This is a genomic window from Acidaminobacterium chupaoyuni (genome assembly GCF_047936785.1).
Taxonomy (GTDB): Bacteria; Bacillota; Clostridia; order Oscillospirales; family Butyricicoccaceae; genus Acidaminobacterium; species Acidaminobacterium chupaoyuni.
In genome coordinates, this window is sequence record NZ_CP176394.1 from 137,758 (window position 1) to 152,860 (window position 15,103).

General features: G+C 56.3%; 16 protein-coding genes. 7 read left to right on the forward strand and 9 right to left on the reverse strand.

Annotated features, from left to right (window positions below; all coding sequences use genetic code 11):
• Positions 1 to 102: 102 nt before the first annotated feature.
• From citF to ACJA3I_RS00665, 6 genes are all read right to left on the reverse strand, one after another.
• Positions 103 to 1,506 carry a citrate lyase subunit alpha gene (gene citF / locus ACJA3I_RS00640; RefSeq protein ID WP_458862843.1) on the reverse strand — a complete coding sequence of 468 codons (1,404 nt, stop codon included), beginning with the start codon at positions 1,504 to 1,506 and terminating at the stop codon, positions 103 to 105.
• Positions 1,499 to 2,374: an HpcH/HpaI aldolase/citrate lyase family protein gene (locus tag ACJA3I_RS00645; RefSeq protein WP_458862844.1), complete on the reverse strand. Its 876-nt coding sequence runs from the start codon at positions 2,372 to 2,374 to the stop codon at positions 1,499 to 1,501. The genes citF and ACJA3I_RS00645 overlap by 8 nt, the downstream gene beginning before the upstream one ends.
• Positions 2,371 to 2,682 (reverse strand): citrate lyase acyl carrier protein, encoded by a 312-nt coding sequence (gene citD / locus ACJA3I_RS00650; RefSeq protein WP_458862845.1) that lies wholly within the window; start codon positions 2,680 to 2,682, stop codon positions 2,371 to 2,373. Before citD ends, ACJA3I_RS00645 begins: the two co-directional genes overlap by 4 nt.
• Positions 2,683 to 2,868: 186 nt before the next feature.
• Positions 2,869 to 4,236, reverse strand: coding sequence for a CCA tRNA nucleotidyltransferase (locus ACJA3I_RS00655; protein ID WP_458862846.1), 1,368 nt, complete (start codon positions 4,234 to 4,236; stop codon positions 2,869 to 2,871).
• Positions 4,229 to 5,122 (reverse strand): radical SAM protein, encoded by an 894-nt coding sequence (locus ACJA3I_RS00660; RefSeq protein ID WP_458862847.1) that lies wholly within the window; start codon positions 5,120 to 5,122, stop codon positions 4,229 to 4,231. The genes ACJA3I_RS00655 and ACJA3I_RS00660 overlap by 8 nt, the downstream gene beginning before the upstream one ends.
• A gap of 63 nt (positions 5,123 to 5,185) precedes the next feature.
• Positions 5,186 to 5,377 (reverse strand): hypothetical protein, encoded by a 192-nt coding sequence (locus tag ACJA3I_RS00665; RefSeq protein ID WP_458862848.1) that lies wholly within the window; start codon positions 5,375 to 5,377, stop codon positions 5,186 to 5,188.
• 341 nt (positions 5,378 to 5,718) lie between these two features.
• On the opposite strand from ACJA3I_RS00665, the gene secG reads away from it, so the two are divergent.
• Positions 5,719 to 5,958 (forward strand): preprotein translocase subunit SecG, encoded by a 240-nt coding sequence (secG, locus tag ACJA3I_RS00670; RefSeq protein WP_458862849.1) that lies wholly within the window; start codon positions 5,719 to 5,721, stop codon positions 5,956 to 5,958.
• Between the two features lie 135 nt (positions 5,959 to 6,093).
• Positions 6,094 to 7,518, forward strand: a complete 1,425-nt coding sequence (locus ACJA3I_RS00675) for a phospholipase D-like domain-containing protein (RefSeq protein ID WP_458862850.1) — start codon at positions 6,094 to 6,096, stop codon at positions 7,516 to 7,518.
• 180 nt (positions 7,519 to 7,698) lie between these two features.
• Here ACJA3I_RS00675 and rbr read toward each other — a convergent pair whose 3' ends face one another.
• Genes rbr through ACJA3I_RS00690 form a run of 3 tightly spaced genes read right to left on the reverse strand, consistent with a single transcriptional unit; the run spans position 7,699 to position 8,840 of the window.
• The gene (gene rbr, locus ACJA3I_RS00680; RefSeq protein ID WP_458862851.1) at positions 7,699 to 8,238 is read right to left on the reverse strand and encodes a rubrerythrin; all 540 of its coding nucleotides are present in this window, start codon (positions 8,236 to 8,238) and stop codon (positions 7,699 to 7,701) included.
• 51 nt (positions 8,239 to 8,289) lie between these two features.
• The gene (locus tag ACJA3I_RS00685) at positions 8,290 to 8,451 is read right to left on the reverse strand and encodes a rubredoxin (RefSeq protein WP_458862852.1); all 162 of its coding nucleotides are present in this window, start codon (positions 8,449 to 8,451) and stop codon (positions 8,290 to 8,292) included.
• Positions 8,448 to 8,840, reverse strand: coding sequence for a Fur family transcriptional regulator (locus tag ACJA3I_RS00690; protein ID WP_458862853.1), 393 nt, complete (start codon positions 8,838 to 8,840; stop codon positions 8,448 to 8,450). Before ACJA3I_RS00690 ends, ACJA3I_RS00685 begins: the two co-directional genes overlap by 4 nt.
• A 318-nt stretch (positions 8,841 to 9,158) precedes the next feature.
• On the opposite strand from ACJA3I_RS00690, the gene ACJA3I_RS00695 reads away from it, so the two are divergent.
• The 5 genes from ACJA3I_RS00695 (at position 9,159) to ACJA3I_RS00715 (ending at position 15,064) form a co-directional block, all read left to right on the forward strand.
• Entirely contained in the window at positions 9,159 to 10,391 is a 1,233-nt protein-coding gene (locus ACJA3I_RS00695; protein ID WP_458862854.1) for an MFS transporter, read from the forward strand.
• 7 nt (positions 10,392 to 10,398) lie between these two features.
• Entirely contained in the window at positions 10,399 to 10,740 is a 342-nt protein-coding gene (locus ACJA3I_RS00700) for a hypothetical protein (RefSeq protein ID WP_458862855.1), read from the forward strand.
• 14 nt (positions 10,741 to 10,754) lie between these two features.
• Positions 10,755 to 12,008, forward strand: a complete 1,254-nt coding sequence (locus ACJA3I_RS00705; protein ID WP_458862856.1) for an MFS transporter — start codon at positions 10,755 to 10,757, stop codon at positions 12,006 to 12,008.
• Position 12,009: 1 nt separating this feature from the next.
• Positions 12,010 to 13,257, forward strand: a complete 1,248-nt coding sequence (locus tag ACJA3I_RS00710) for an MFS transporter (RefSeq protein WP_458862857.1) — start codon at positions 12,010 to 12,012, stop codon at positions 13,255 to 13,257.
• Between the two features lie 193 nt (positions 13,258 to 13,450).
• The gene (locus ACJA3I_RS00715; protein ID WP_458862858.1) at positions 13,451 to 15,064 is read left to right on the forward strand and encodes an N-acyl-D-amino-acid deacylase family protein; all 1,614 of its coding nucleotides are present in this window, start codon (positions 13,451 to 13,453) and stop codon (positions 15,062 to 15,064) included.
• Positions 15,065 to 15,103: the final 39 nt, after the last annotated feature.

The following is a 15,103-nucleotide window of genomic DNA, read 5'->3' on the forward strand; positions in this document are numbered from 1 at the left end:
GAAGCGGCGCCGTGTCAAATAGCCGCATCAGCCTCTCTCCATCAAAAAACGGCAAGCCTTTCGGCTTGCCGTTTTGCTTTGCGTCCAAAGCGCCGGTGTTTTTTAATCGACGCTCTTGATGGTATCGAGCAGGGTGCCGTCGCGATAGATCACATTGGCAACGGTCTTGCTGCCCAGATGGATGGGCTGGGGTTTGCCCGTCAGCTCTTCCGCGATGCGCTTGAGTTCGCCGATTTCCACAATGGGCAGGCCGGCGGCTTTCAGCTGATCGCGCAGTTCCGCGCGGGCGGGGTTGACGGCGATGCCGCGCTGTGTGACCAGCACATCGATGGTGCTGCCCGGGGTCGAAACCGTCAGCACATGATCGGTGACGATGGAAAGGCGCGCTCTTGTCAGCGGGGCGATGATCATGGCGAGCTTTGCGCCCGCGGCCGTGTCGCTGTGGCCGCCGCTGCCGCCCATGATATAACCGTTGGAATCGGTATGCACATTCACATTGAAATCGGTGTCGATCTGTGTGGCGCCCAGCAGTACCACATCCAGGCTGTCCACCGCGCTGCTCTTGGCGTTGGGGCTTGCATAGTGGGTGGCTGTCACTTCGCGGTGGCGGGGGTTCGTGCGGATGGATTCCACCGCGCCCAGATCGAAGCACTGCACATCCAGAAGCGCTTCAAAGCAGCCCGCGTTAAGCATATCCACCATATAGCTGGTGATGCCGCCCAGGCCATAGCTGCCCTTGATGTTCTTTTTAAGCATGATATCCTTCAGATATTTGGCCGCGGCCAGCGTTGCGCCGCCTGCGCCTGTCTGGAAAGACATGCCGTCTTTCAAAAGGCCCGAATTTTCGATCACCTTTGCGGCATATTGGGCCATCACAAGGCCCACAGGGTCGCGGGTGATCTTGGTGGTGCCCGAAACGATGCCGGCGGGGTTGCCGATGGATTCCACCTGCACCACATAATCCACATAGATCTCGCTGATGGAAAAATCAGTGAGGGGATAAGGAACCAGATGATCGGTGATGACCACCACTTTATCGGCATTCATGGCGTCGGCAAAGGCATAGCCCATGCTGCCGCAGGCGGCTTTGCCATATTTGCCGGTGCAGTTGCCCATGGTATCACTGGTGGGCGCGGCGATAAAGGCCACATCGATATGCGCTTCGCCGCTTTCGATGGCCGCGGGGCGGCCGCCGTGGGTGCGGAAGGTGACGGGCTTATCCAGCACGCCGTGAGAAATGGCGCGGCCCACCACGCCGCCGATATAGTTTGCTTCCAGCCCTGTGACCACGCCGTTTTTGATATGGCCGATCAGGGGTTCATGGGCATCGAACACAGAAGAAGCGTTCACCGTCAGGTTTTTGATGCCCAGCTCGGCGATGGCTTCCATCACCATGTTCAAAACATAATCGCCGTTGCGCAGATGATGGTGGAAAGACACCGTCATGCCGTCTTTCACGCCGGCAAGGCGCACGGCCTCTTTGATCGAAGAAACAACCTTATTCATGGATGCGCACCCCCATAGCTTCTGCAGTTTCCAACACGCGGCGCGCTCTTGCCACGATGGGCGCGTCGATCATTTTTCCTCTCAGCGAAACCACGCCCTTGCCCTGTTCCTTGGCAACGCGGATGGTTTCCATCACTTCTTCGGCATATTCGATCTCGGCCAAAGTGGGGCTGAAGATCTCGTTGATGCTGGCCACATGGCGGGGCGAAATGGCCGATTTGCCGGTGAAGCCCAGCGATTTGGCGAATTCCGCGTCTTTGCATAAGCCTTCGTCATCGTTCACATCGGTGAAGGGGGTGTCATAGCAATCGATGCCTGCGGCGCGGGCGGCCACCACAATGCGGCTGCGGCTGTAAAAGATCTCGTTGCCTTCTTTTGTGCGCTTGCATTGCAGATCGGCCGTCAGATCTTCGCCGCCCAGCAGCATCGCCTTCACGCGGGGGCTTGCCGATGCGATAGCATAGGCGTTTTCAACGCCCATGGCGGTTTCGATCAGCGGGATGAGGCCCACGGTGTTTTCCGCAAAGCCCAGCTTGGCTTCCAGCTGTTTCATATATTCATCCACCACAAGCACATCCTGCGCGCAGCTGATCTTCGGCGGCATGATGAGGGTGGGGCGAAGGGGCAGGATCTCTTCCAGATCGCGCTTCCAGAATTCCGTATCGACGGAATTGATGCGCACCACCACTTCGCATTTTTCATAACCCAGATATTTCAGCGCGTTGCGCACAAGGATGCGCGCGGCGTCTTTTTCGGCGGGGGATACGGCGTCTTCCAAATCGAGGATCACCGCGTCGGCGCCCAGGATATCTGCATTGAGCAGCATTCCGGCGTTATTGCCGGGCATAAACAGCATACTGCGTCTCATTTCGCCATCGCTCCTTCCCCACGGCGCAGGGCGGTTTCCACTCTTGCGCGGATGACACATTCCACAGCGCCCTTATCGTTCAGAGAAACGGCGGCGTTTTCCACACCGTTTTCCTTCAAAACCTCACGAACCACGCGGTCGATCTCCTGCCCGAACTGCTGCTGCACCACCGATTCGATGTGAAGTTTCAGGCCGCTTGCCGGTTCGATCTCCACATAAACATCGCTGGATTCCAATGTTCCGGCGGTGGCTGCTTTTTTGATCTCCATTTCTTTCACCACACCTTTCAGGTTATAGAACTCCGCCAAAGCGGGGCCTTTTCTGCCGCGCCCGCGGCATTGTTTCTCTTTGAGGATAAATCCGTTTTTTTCCGATTTATCCGGCGACCTTATTATACAATATCCTTTTCGCCCTGCCAACAAAAAAAGGGCCGCTGCGCTTTACATTTCTTGCGAAAGTGAAGCTTTTTCTTGCAAATACTGCCCTTTTTCTTCTTAAAAAATAACGGCTGCGCCCGGCTGCCCGGTTTGGCGGCGCCACCATGCCAGCGCGTTTTCCCGCAGAGCGGGGGGGCTGTTCCGGGCGGGGTCTTCCAGCGCCTGTTCCAAAAGCGCCTGTTTGGCCCGGCCGATCTCTTTCTGGGGGATGCCCAGCGCCATCAGTTCCCGCCCCGTGATATTCAGCTGATCGATGCGGCAGCAATCCTTCCGCGCCAGCGCCTGTTCCATGCGCCGCCGCAGATCTTCGGCGAACTGTGTATCCGACCGGGCGGATTTGGCGCGGCTGTCCGCTTCCTGCAGGTCGAGAAAGCGCCGCATCTGCTCTTCGCCCAAAAAGCCCAGCCAGCGGCGCACCTGCGCATCGCTGGGCGGGATATCTTCATCATGCCAGCGCACCAGCTGCACCACCTGCTCCCGCCGGCGGCGGCTCATTTTCAGGCGGCGGCAGATCTCATCGGCCAGCAAAGCGCCCCGGGGCGCATGGCCTTTAAAATGGCCGTGGCCGAAACGATCCATCGTCAGCATCTGCGGTTTGCCGCAATCATGCAGCAGCGCCGCCATGCGGGTAACGGGTTCCTGCGGCGCGCCCGCGATGACCCGCAGCGTGTGGCCCCACACATCATAAATATGATAAAGGCTGTGCTGGGGAAAGCCCATCATCGGCGCAAGCTCGGGCAGCGCCTCGGCCACCACATCGGCGAATTCCGTCATCACGGCCACGGGATGCTCGCCCAAAATCATGCGCCAGATCTCTTCGCAGATCCGCTCGGCCGAAATCTGCTTCAAAAGCCCTTTTGTTTCGTGGATGGCCGCCGCCGTTTCACCTTCGATGCGGTAACCCATCTGCGAAGCAAAGCGCATGCCGCGCAAAATGCGCAGCGCGTCTTCTTCAAAGCGCTGCCGCGGCCGGCCCACGGCCCGCAGCAGACCGCTTTTCAAATCCTGCCGGCCGCCAAAGGGGTCGCAGATCTCTTCGCCGGGCCGCCACGCCATGGCGTTGATGGTGAAATCACGCCGGGCCAGATCTTCCGCGATCTCTTCGGTGGGGGAAACGGCGTTTGGCCTGCGCCCATCCCGATAATCGCCCTCGACCCTCAGGCGGGTGATCTCGATGGACATCCCGCCGTAAAGCACCGTCACCGTGCCGAATCTCAGGCCCGTTTCCACCACTCGCGCATCCGGAAGAAGCTCCGCCAGTTTTTGCGGCGGGGCGTTGGATGCCAGGTCAAAATCGTGAGGCGGTTTTCCGCGCAGCAGGTCGCGCAGGCTTCCGCCCACCACCCATGCGCGAAACCCCTTCCGCTCCAGCTGTTCCATGACCTCCAGAACAGGCCGGGGGATCCAGTCGCCCGGTCTATTCATCCTTTTCCTCCGTCAGGCCGCTGCCGTCGAACTGCGGCACAAAAGCCTCGCTGGCCGCCGCCAGTTCCTGAAAATATCCCTGTGTGAAGCCCGCCCCGATCAGCCGTTCGCAGGCGCGCTCATATTCCCGCGGGCGCAGCGGCCGCGCGATCTCGGGGAATTCCGCCGCCCGGCCGGCGGGGAAATATTGCCCCATCAGGCTGATGGGCGTATCCGCCGCCACATGGTCTTTCAGCCAGTCGATCAAAAGATAGGTCTGCCGCAGGTTCCCGGGCATCACCAGATGGCGCAAAATCACGCCGCGGCGCATCATGCCGTTTTCATCGAACTGCGCGGGGGCTTTCCGCCCCAGCATCCACAGCACCGCGCGGGAAGCATAATCGAAATAATCTCCCGCGCCGCTGTATTTTTTGCTGATCTCGGGGCTGACATATTTCAGATCGGGCAGGTAGATATCGATATAAGGGTCGATGCGTTCCAGCGTTTCCACCCGCTCATAGCCGCTCGTGTTATAAACTATTGGTATATTCGGTTTGTAAATATCCAGTGCGTTTATAATTTCTTCCACATAAGGCGTGGGGCTGACCAAATTGATGTTATGGGCCCCCTGTGCTTCCAGCCGGCGAAAGATCTCGGCCAGCCGCTTTGCAGAAATCGCCTGCCCCTGCGTTTCGTGGGAAACTGCGTAATTCTGGCAAAACACGCAGCCCAGCGGGCATCCGCTGAAAAAAACGGCGCCGCTGCCGCCGACGCCGCTGATGCAGGGCTCTTCCCAAAAATGCAGGCCGGCCCGCGCGGCTTTCAAGGCGCCGTCTGCGCCGCAGACCCCCCGGGCACCCTCTTCTCTTTTTGCGCCGCAGCGGCGCGGGCAAAGCATACAGCTCATCTTCCTGCCCCTTTCCAAATGGCTTTGCTTTCAGCATACCACAGACAGGCGCAATTTTCCACGCTATTCGGCCTTTCGGCGGGGCTGTTTTTCATAAAAATCCTGTCGCCGCAGATAGATCACATTTTCTTTGGGCGGCTGCCGTTTTTCTTCGTTTTCTTCTCTCTTCATGCGGCAAAGGTCGCAGATGCCGCTGAAGATCGTGGCCATGCCCAGCAGCAGGCAAATCGTTGTCATCCCCTGTAACGCTTCCATCCTGTTCTCCTTTCGGCGGCAAAGCCCGCCGCCTGTTCTGTTTATCACCGGCGGCGTTGGGGCGTCGGCCCTTTTTCCGCGTCTTTTTCATCGATGGCTTTATTATAATCGAACATTTGTACGAATAACAGGACTTATCTTGCTTTTTTGAAAAAATTTTTTCTTTTTTGGGGCCCGCCAAACAGGAAAAGAGCGTTTTTTGCGCCCGCGGTTGGGGAAGCCGGATGGTTTTTTTCAAAATCTCTTGCATTTTTTCCAAAGATATGATATCATACACAATGCGTCGGAACAGGTTGGTGCTTCCCCGCAGAATGAATGATAATAAGCCGGAGGTTTTTAATATGAGTGAGACTGTGCGTTTGATCCTGACAATTATCCAAGTGATTATTTCGGTGCTTCTGGTGCTGACGGTAATTTTCCAATCCGGCAAGCAGGCAGGCATGAGCGGCTCGATCGATGGCGCTGCCGATACTTTCTTCGGCAAAAACAAAGCGCGTTCGCTGGATGCAAAACTTGAAAAAATGACCACCGTCGTGGCAATTTGCTTCATTGTTTTGACCTTTGTGCTGACCATCCTTTAATTTTATCGCTGATAAGCCGCAGAACGCTGTTCTGCGGCTTTTTTATATTCTTCCGCGGCCCGTTCTCCGCCCGGCCTGTTCTGCTCGCAGCTCGGGGCGCCGCGAAACACCATTTCTCAAAAAGAAGGCGTTCCGATGAAAATATGGCGGTTTTTCAAAGGGGCTGTGGCCCTTTATTTGATTTATGCGCTGGTGGGCGCCGCGCTGCTGCCGGCGCTGCCGAAAAAAGTTTCTGAAAAAACGAAAAAAGAGTTCTCGATGGATCATTATCTGGGCAAGGGGCAGGGGCCCGACCGTGTTCTTTTGGTGGAAGACCCCGCCCGCGGCTTCGATATCCGCATTGCTTTGATCAGCGAAGCCAAAAAAACGCTGGATATTTCCACCCACTGTGTGGAATGGGGCACCACGGCGGAATATTTTTTCGCCGCGCTGCTGGATGCAGCCGACCGCGGCGTGCAGATCCGCATGGTCAACGACGGCATGATCGGCGGCATGCGCGGCCAAAAAGACATTCTCTATGCGCTGGCGCAGCATCCGAACATCACCTATTATGAATATAACCCGCTGGATCCTTTGCGGCCCGACACCTGGAACCAGCGCCTGCATGATAAATATCTGCTTTGCGACGACCGGCTTTTGCTGCTTGGCGGGCGCAATATCGGCGATAAATATTTCAACAGCTTCGGGTTTCAGGGCGCGGTTTCCAACGACCGCGATGTGCTTGTCTATTGCCCCGGCAGCTCGAAAGAAAGCGTCCTGCCGCAGGTGCGCGATTATATGGATTCCGTGCTGGCTCAGCCCTGCACGAACCCCGCGGTGAAAAAGCCGCTCAGCGCCAAACAGGCCCGGCTGGCTTCCGCCGCGCGGGGCCGCCTGGCCGATGCCCTCGCCGCCCTTCGCGGGCTGCGCCCCGAGCTGTTTGAAAACGCCGCCGATTGGGCCGCCGTCACGGTGCCCACGGCCAAAGTCACGCTGGTGGCGAACCCCACCGCCCCCACGAAAAAAGAACCCGTGATCGGTTATGTGATGGCCCGCTTGGCGCAAAACGCCCGCCGCTCCGTAACGCTTCAAAGCCCCTATACCGTGGCCCATGCGCCCATGCGCAAAGTGTTCACCCGGGTGGCCGGCCAAATCGATGATTTCACTTTGCTGACCAATTCGCTGGCTTCCACCCCCAACCTGCCCGCCTTTTCCAATTATCTGAGCACCCGCGGGAAGCTTCTTGAAACGGGCGTGACCATCAAAGAATATCAGGGCACCGATTCCATCCATGCCAAAGCCTTTTTGATGGATGAACGCCTTTGCGGCGTGGGCAGCATGAATCTGGATGAACGCAGCCTGTATCTCGACACCGAAACCATGCTCATCATCGACAGCACCGATTTTTACCTTCAGCTTTCTCAGGCGGTGGGCGAGATCGAGGCCCGTTCGCTGACGGTGGATCAAAGCCGGGGCTATCTGCCCGCCGAAGATGCGCGGCCCCAAAAGGTTTCCGTTTTGAAGGCTTTTCTGTTTTATACGGCCGCGTTTCTCACCCGCCCGCTGGGTTATCTGATCTGAGCGCCGCGTTTTATGAACTATCCGCGTTTTTGAAAGCCAAACGCCCGTCTGCCTCCCCCGAATTCTCGGCAGGCGGCGTTCGTTTTTTGCACCGCCATAAAAAAGGCCGCAAAAAGACCGCCCCGAAAATTCGGGGCGGTCTTTGCTTCAACAATTGTGTTTTTGATGGAATGCGGAAGATTAATAATTTTCGGCCTTGATCTCAAAATAAGCCTGGGGATGAGAACATACAGGGCAGACCTCGGGGGCCTTGTCGCCATAATGGATATGACCGCAGTTGGCGCATTTCCAGGCGATCTTTTCGCTTCTGGCGAATACTTTGCCGTTTTCCACATTATCCAGCAGCTTGCGATATCTTTCTTCGTGGCTCTTTTCCACTTTGGCAACGCCGTCAAACAGGAAAGCGATATGGTCAAAGCCTTCTTCTCTGGCTTCTTTTGCGAACTGGGCATACATATCTGTCCATTCATAATTTTCGCCGTTTGCGGCGTCGGCCAGATTTGCGGCGGTGTTGGGCACTTTGCCGTCATGCAGCAGCTTGAACCACAGCTTGGCGTGTTCTTTTTCGTTGCCGGCTGTTTCGGTGAAGAAATCGCCGATCTGGTTCATGCCTTCTTTTTTCGCGGCGGAAGCATAATAGCCATATTTTGTATAAGCCTGAGATTCGCCCGCGAAAGCGGCCATCAAATTCTTTTCTGTTTTAGAGCCTTTCAGTTCCATTGTCGTCATCCTCCTAAAATTTATTTTTAAAATTTGCCGATGCGGCCCGGGTTATGCCTGTTCTTCAAACAGTTCTTTGCCGACCTGGCAGAGGGGGCAAACAAAATCGGCGGGAACATCTTCCCACTTTGTGCCGGGTGCTACGCCCGATTCCGGTGCGCCGGCTTCTTCATCATAAACATAACCGCAGACTGTGCATACATATTTCTTCATTTTGAGTTCCTCTCTTTCTTGCAATCGGGGCATTCGCCCTCAAAAATAATTTCATGGCCCCGGCAATCCCAGCCGGTGGCTTTACGCGCCTGCTCATCGGCTTCGGCGTGATAGGGGATCTGGACATCTTCCAGTTTTCCGCAGCGGATGCAGCGGATGTGGTAATGAGGCGCCAGTGTAAAATCGAAGCGATCGGAAGTATTGGGCAGCGGCACGCGGCGAATTTTCCCTTCCTGTGCCAAACACCCCAGATTACGGTAAACGGTGCCTCGGCTGACCTTTGGGTTGCGCGTGGTCACCCAGGCATAAATATCTTCTGCCGTGGGATGGTTTTTCAATTGGCATACCGCTTCATATACAAGCGCTCTCTGCACGGTATTACGAACCATAGCCGAACTCCTTTCAGTAATCTTTCCTATTAAGATCATAGCGCGGTCACAGGAAAATGTCAACCGTTTTCGTAAAAATTTTAAAGCGTGACTCACAATTTTTCGCGGCCGCTTTTGTGTGGTTTTCCCAGTTTCGCCTTTATTTTTAGTCCAATGATTGGACAAATCCCCGCTTGTGATTTTTCCTATCCTTCTATACAATGAAAGAACAAGCGGAACCGGGCGGAGCAAGATCGCTTTCTTTGATTATTCTGCCTTATTTTTATGATAAAACAAGCGATTTATTTTAAATTTTTTATGAAACCGAGGGCATCGTTTATGAAAACGGAAACGAAAAAGGTTTTTTACGGGTGGTATATCGTGGCGGCCTGCTTCATCCTTTCCGCCATGACCTATGGCGCCATCAATAACTGCATGGGCGTTTTCATCAAACCCGTCTGCGCCGATATGGGCTATAGCCGCAGCGCCTTCGGCCTTGTTTCCACCATCATGTCTGGCTCGCTGATGATCATGTCGCTGCTCAGCGGCAAGCTTTTCCGCCATCTGGATGTGACGAAGACCCTGCGTTTCTGCGCCATCGTCATGGCGGCGGGCTATTTCAGCTTTTCGTTTGCGCGCTCGCTGCCGATGTTTTATCTTTCGGCGCTGGTCACGGGGCTTGCCGAAGGCACCATCACCACCGTGGCGCTTTCGATCCTCATTTCCAACTGGTTTCACCAAAAGCGCGGGCTGGCCTTCGGCATCGCCTTTATGGGCAGCGGCGTGGGCGGCATGATCTGCAACCCGCTGGCCAGCATGCTCATTCAGAACATGGGCTGGCGCATGGCCTATCGCATTTTGGCTGTGACGGTGTTTGTTTTCGCCGTGCCCGTGGCGTTTTTGATTTTGCGCACGCGCCCCGAACAAATGGATCTGACCGCCTATGGCGAAGAAAAGGATGCCGCCGCGCCGGTGGTTTCTCAGCAAAGCGGCATGATGGCCTGGGAAGCCATGCGCACGCCCGGCTTTTGGGTGCTTTGCCTTTGCTGCGCGCTGAACACCATTTGCAGCAGCGGCCTGATGCAGAACACCGCGCCCCATATCAGCGATGTGGGCTATTCCCCCACTTTCGCCGCTTCGGTGGCTTCGGCCAACATGGGCGCTCTGGCGCTGGGCAAGCTTTTGCTGGGCTGGCTTTATGATAAGCTGGGCGTCAAAAAAGCCACCATCATTTCGCATCTCTTCGCCATCATCGGGTTATGCGGCGCGCTGCTGGCGCCCGCGCTGCCCGGCGTGGGGCTCATCGTTCTGGGCGTCAGCCTCGGCGGCGCTTTCGGCACGGTGGCCTATCCTCTGGTGGCCCAGGCGCAATATGGCAACCGCGATTACGGTTCCATCATGGGCGTGATGACGGCCTTTGCCAATGTGGGCGGCATGCTGATCCCCATTCTGGTGGGCGGTTCGTTCGACCTGCTGGGCAGCTATAAGCCGGCGTTCACAGTGATGATCGGTCTGCTTTGCCTGATGATCGGCGTCTATTGCTTTTTGTTCCGCACGAAAAAACCCGCATAGCTCCCTTTTGAGCTGCCGCGTTTCCTCTCTTCAAACTGCCGCCCCGCGCGGCAGTTTTTCTTTTTGCGGCGATCGGCTGTTTTTGAAAATTTTCGGCTTTGGCCACATTCCACAAAAATCCATTGTGTTTTTTGTTTCGATACTTACCTTGTTTTCACTTGACGGAAAACTGATTATCCTACACAATGTGTTTAGCGGCGTGTTTGGGCCTTTTTTTCATGGGCATAGAATCAAACCTTGGGTATTTTTCATAGTAAAGGCTGTGATCATTGCCCCGGCATCAGGATTCTTTTTGGGCACCTCCGCATTTTTTGTCGCGCGGCGCGCTTTTTTCCGCCGGCGAACCTGAGAGGAAGTTGAACTATGCAGCAAAAAGCACGCGGCCGCATTTTTTACGGATGGTATATCGTCGCCGCAAGTTTTCTCATTATGGCGGTGTCGGTGGGCATCGTCAACAACTGCGCCGGCGTTTATGTAAAGCCCGTCTGCGCCGAGCTTGGTTTCTCGCGCAAGGGCATGGCCGTCAACAGCACGATCTTTTCCGCCTGCGGCATGATCGTGGCGCTTTCGGCGGGGCGCATCTATTCCCGCTTCGATGTGACAAAAGTCATGCGTTTCAGCGGCATCACCATGTCGCTGGGCTATTTCTGTTTTTCCTTCTGCCGCACACTGCCGATGTTCTATGGCGCGGCGTTCGTCACGGGCTTTTCAGAAGCCCTTTTGGTTTCCATCTCGCTTTCGATGCTTCTCAACAACTGGTTCCATAAAAAGCGCGGAACCGCCATCGGCATCGCCTTCATGGGCAGCGGCGTGGGCGGCATGATCTGCAACACCGCCGCCGGCATCCTCATCCAGCAGACAGGGTGGCAGAACACCTATCGCGTTCTGGCGGCGGCCATGTTCGTGATCGTGGTTCCCTGCTGCTTTTTCATCATCCGCACCCGGCCCGCCGATATGGGGCTTTTGGCCTATGGCGAAGATGAACAGCCCGAAAGCGGCGTTTCCGCCGCCCCGCTTCACGGCGAAGGCATGACGCTGGCCGAAGTCCAGCGCACCCCCAAGTTCTGGATGCTCTGCTTCTGCTCGATCTTTGTTTCCATCTGCACAGCGGGGCTGATGCATAATGTGGCGCCCCATATCAGCGATGTGGGCTATTCCCCCACCTTTGCCGCGGCCATTGCCTCGGCCTGCATGGGCGCGCTGGCCATCGGCAAAATGCTGCTGGGCTGGCTTTACGATCATCTCGGCCCCCGCCGGGCCACCTTTCTTTCCTGCGCCGCTTCGGTGATCGGGCTTTGCGGCGCGCTGATCGTTCCCATCAAGGCCGGCCTGGGCATGATGATGCTGGGCACAGGGCTTGGCGGCGCTTTCGGTTCGGTGGCCACCCCCATCATCGCGCGCACCTTATATGGCGATAAAGAATTCGGCGCGGTTTTGGGCCGCATGAGCGCTTTCGGCAACGGCGGCGCCATGTTCGCCCCCATTCTGGTGGGTTCGGCCTATGATAGTTTCGGAACCTATAAACCCGCCTTTGCGGGGATGTTGGTGGCCATGATCGCGGTAACGCTGATTTATCAGCGCGTGTTCGGGATGCGCCGCGAGAGGAGCACTGTTTAACATGAAAAAGCAGAAGGTTTTTTACGGCTGGTATATCGTCGCCGCGGGGTTTCTGGTGTTTGCCCTTTCCATGGGCATCGTCAATAACTGCGCCGGCGTTTTCATCAAACCGCTTTGCGAAGCGTTCGGGTTCCCGCGGAAAGCGGTGAACCTCATGAGCACCATCTGCGGCGCCTGCGGCATGCTTCTGGCGCTTTTTTCCGGCAGATTCTACCGCCGCTTCGATGTGGTGAAGACCATGCGTTTTGCTGCCGTCGCTCTGGCCGGCAGCTATTTTGCCTATTCCTATTGCCGCTCGCTGCCGATGTTTTATCTGGTTTCCGTCATCGTCGGCTTTTCTCAGGCGCTGCTGGTCACCGTTTCCATGTCGATGCTGCTCAACAACTGGTTTCATGAAAAGCGGGGCACAGCCGTTGGCATCGCCTTTATGGGCAGCGGCATCGGCGGCATGCTTTTCAATCCCCTGGCCAACGCCCTGATCGAAGCCATGGGCTGGCAGGGGGCTTACCGCGTGCTGGCTGTTTTGATGGGCGCGCTGCTGATCCCCGCCTGTTTTCTGGTGCTGCGCAATTCCCCCGCCGATCTGGGGCTGACCCCCTATGGCGCGGGCGCGCAGGATCCGCTGGCCCAAACGCCGCCTGCGCAGGCAGAGGGCTTCACTCTGCATGAGCTTCAGCATACGCTGCATTTCTGGCTGTTCTGCCTTTGCAATTTTGTGGCGATCTTCGCCATGTGCTGCCTGATGACCCAGGTGGCCCCCCATCTGAGCGATGTGGGCTATTCGCCTTCGTTCGCCGCCGTGATGACCTCGCTTTGCATGGGCTCGCTGGCGCTGGGCAAAGTGATCCTGGGCCGCCTTTATGATAAACTGGGCGTGCGCGCGGCCACCATGTTTTCGGTGATCGCGGCCTTCTTCGGCTTCATCGGCATGCTGCTGGTGCCTTTCAAGCCCGCGCTGGGGCTCATCGTGGTGGGTTCCGGCTTCGGCAGCTGCTTTGGTTCTGTGGCGCCGCCTGTTCTCACCCAAACGCTTTATGGCAAAAAAGATTACGGCGCCATTCTGGGCCGTCTTTCCGCCTGCGGCAACGCCGCAGGCATGCTCTGCCCCGTGGTGATGGGCACCGTTTATGACAGTTTCGGTTCTTACCGCCCCATTTTTATGGTTCTGGTGGTGGTGATAGCGCTTTGCGGCGTGGGCTATCTGCGTTTATTCGCCACCATGCCGCGCAAAGAACCCTCCTCGCTCTGATCCCTTTTCTCTTTTTTCTTGCGTTTCACGGCGGCGGGTTTCCCGCCGCCGTTTTGTTTTTGTATAGAGCGCCTAAAATCCAGCCGATATTTTCGGCATAATTTCTTGGTTAAGCTATGGTACAATAAAAGGGAATACAAGCATCGAAAGCATCCGCAGCGGATGTTTTTCAAGAAAAGGAGCTGAAATTTCCATGTTTGATCTTTTGATTCAGAACGGCGTCATCGTCGATGGCACAGGCGCCCCCCGCTATGAAGCGGATCTCGCCATCCAAAACGGCAAAATCGCAAAAATCGCCCCGCATATCGCAGAGCCCGCGGCCAAAGTGATCGATGCCAAAGGCATGATCGTTTCACCGGGCTTTATCGATTATCACGGCCATTCCGATAACACCATGCTGCTGGATCCCGACTGCTACAATTATCTGGAACAGGGCGTGACCACCGAGATCACGGGCCAATGCGGAACAGGCCCCGCCCCCTATTATGAAGGCGGCGCCGAAGAAGCCAAGCTGGGGCTTTCCAAAGAAGATTTTGAAAAAATGAAAGCCGTCACCGATTCTTTTGAAAGCTTCATGGGTTATGTTTCTCAGCGGAAATATGGCAACAACATCGCCCTTTATGTGGGTCAGGGCAATGTGCGCGGCCGCGTGATGGGCTTCAGCGCCGAAAAGCCCACCCCCGCGCAGATGGAAGAAATGAAAAACTGGATGCGTCAGGCCATGGAATGCGGCTATCTGGGCTTCACCACGGGCCTTGTTTATGCCCCCTCGGTTTATGCCGGCGAAGAAGAGCTGGTGGAACTGGCCAAAGTCGTTGGCGAATATGGCGGCAGCTATGCTTCCCATATCCGCGGCGAAAGCGGCAATGTGGTGGAATCGGTGGAAGAAGCCATCAATATCGGTGAAAAAGCGGGCATCCCCGTGGTGATCTCCCATGTGAAAGTCATCGGCAAAGAAAACGAGGGCCTTTCCGTCAAGGTGATCGAGGCCATGGAAAACGCCAACGCCCGCGGCGTGAAAGTGCGCGCCGATCAATATCCCTATCTGGCCGGCAGCGCCCCGTTCATCAGCTGCATCCCCCCGAAATTCCATGTGGATGGCGAAGCCGCGCTGGTGGAAAACCTGAAAAACCCCGAATACCGCCGCAAGGTCACTTATTCCATCGAGCATGAGCGCGAAGAATTCGACAGCAACCTGATGGCCGCGGGCTTTGAAGGCACTTTGATGGCGGGCTGCGCCAAAACGCCGCAATATGTGGGCAAAACCATTGCCCAGATCGCCCGGGAAGAAAAGAAAGATCCTTATGATGTCTGCTATGATCTGCTCATCGCAAACGACGGTGTGGCCCAGGGCATCTATTTTTCGCAGAATGAATCGGATATGCTGCGCCTGCTGCGCCACCCCTATGTGATGGCGGGCAGCGACTGGTCGAATTATCCCAAGCATTTTTCGGAAGATCAGGTGGGCGGCGGCCATCCCCGCGGCACTTCCACCATGGTGGAACATCTGCGCCTGATCCGCGACCACGGCTTCTGCAGTTTAGAGCAGGCCATCCATAACATCACCGGCCTGCCCGCCGAAATGAGCGGCATCGAAGGCATCGGTCTGGTGAAGGAAGGCGCTCACGCCGATCTTTGCGTGTTCGATTATGCCGCCCTGAAGGCGTGCAGCGATTATCTGCACCCCTTCCGCAAAAACCAAGGCATCCAGACCGTGATCGTCAACGGCGCGGTGGCTGTTGAAAACGGCGTGGCCAATGGTGTGAAAAACGGCGTTGTTTTGAAAAAAGCGCCCAAAAAAGCATAACATTCGCGATTTCTCAAACCAAAAAAGGAGTTTTGCCCT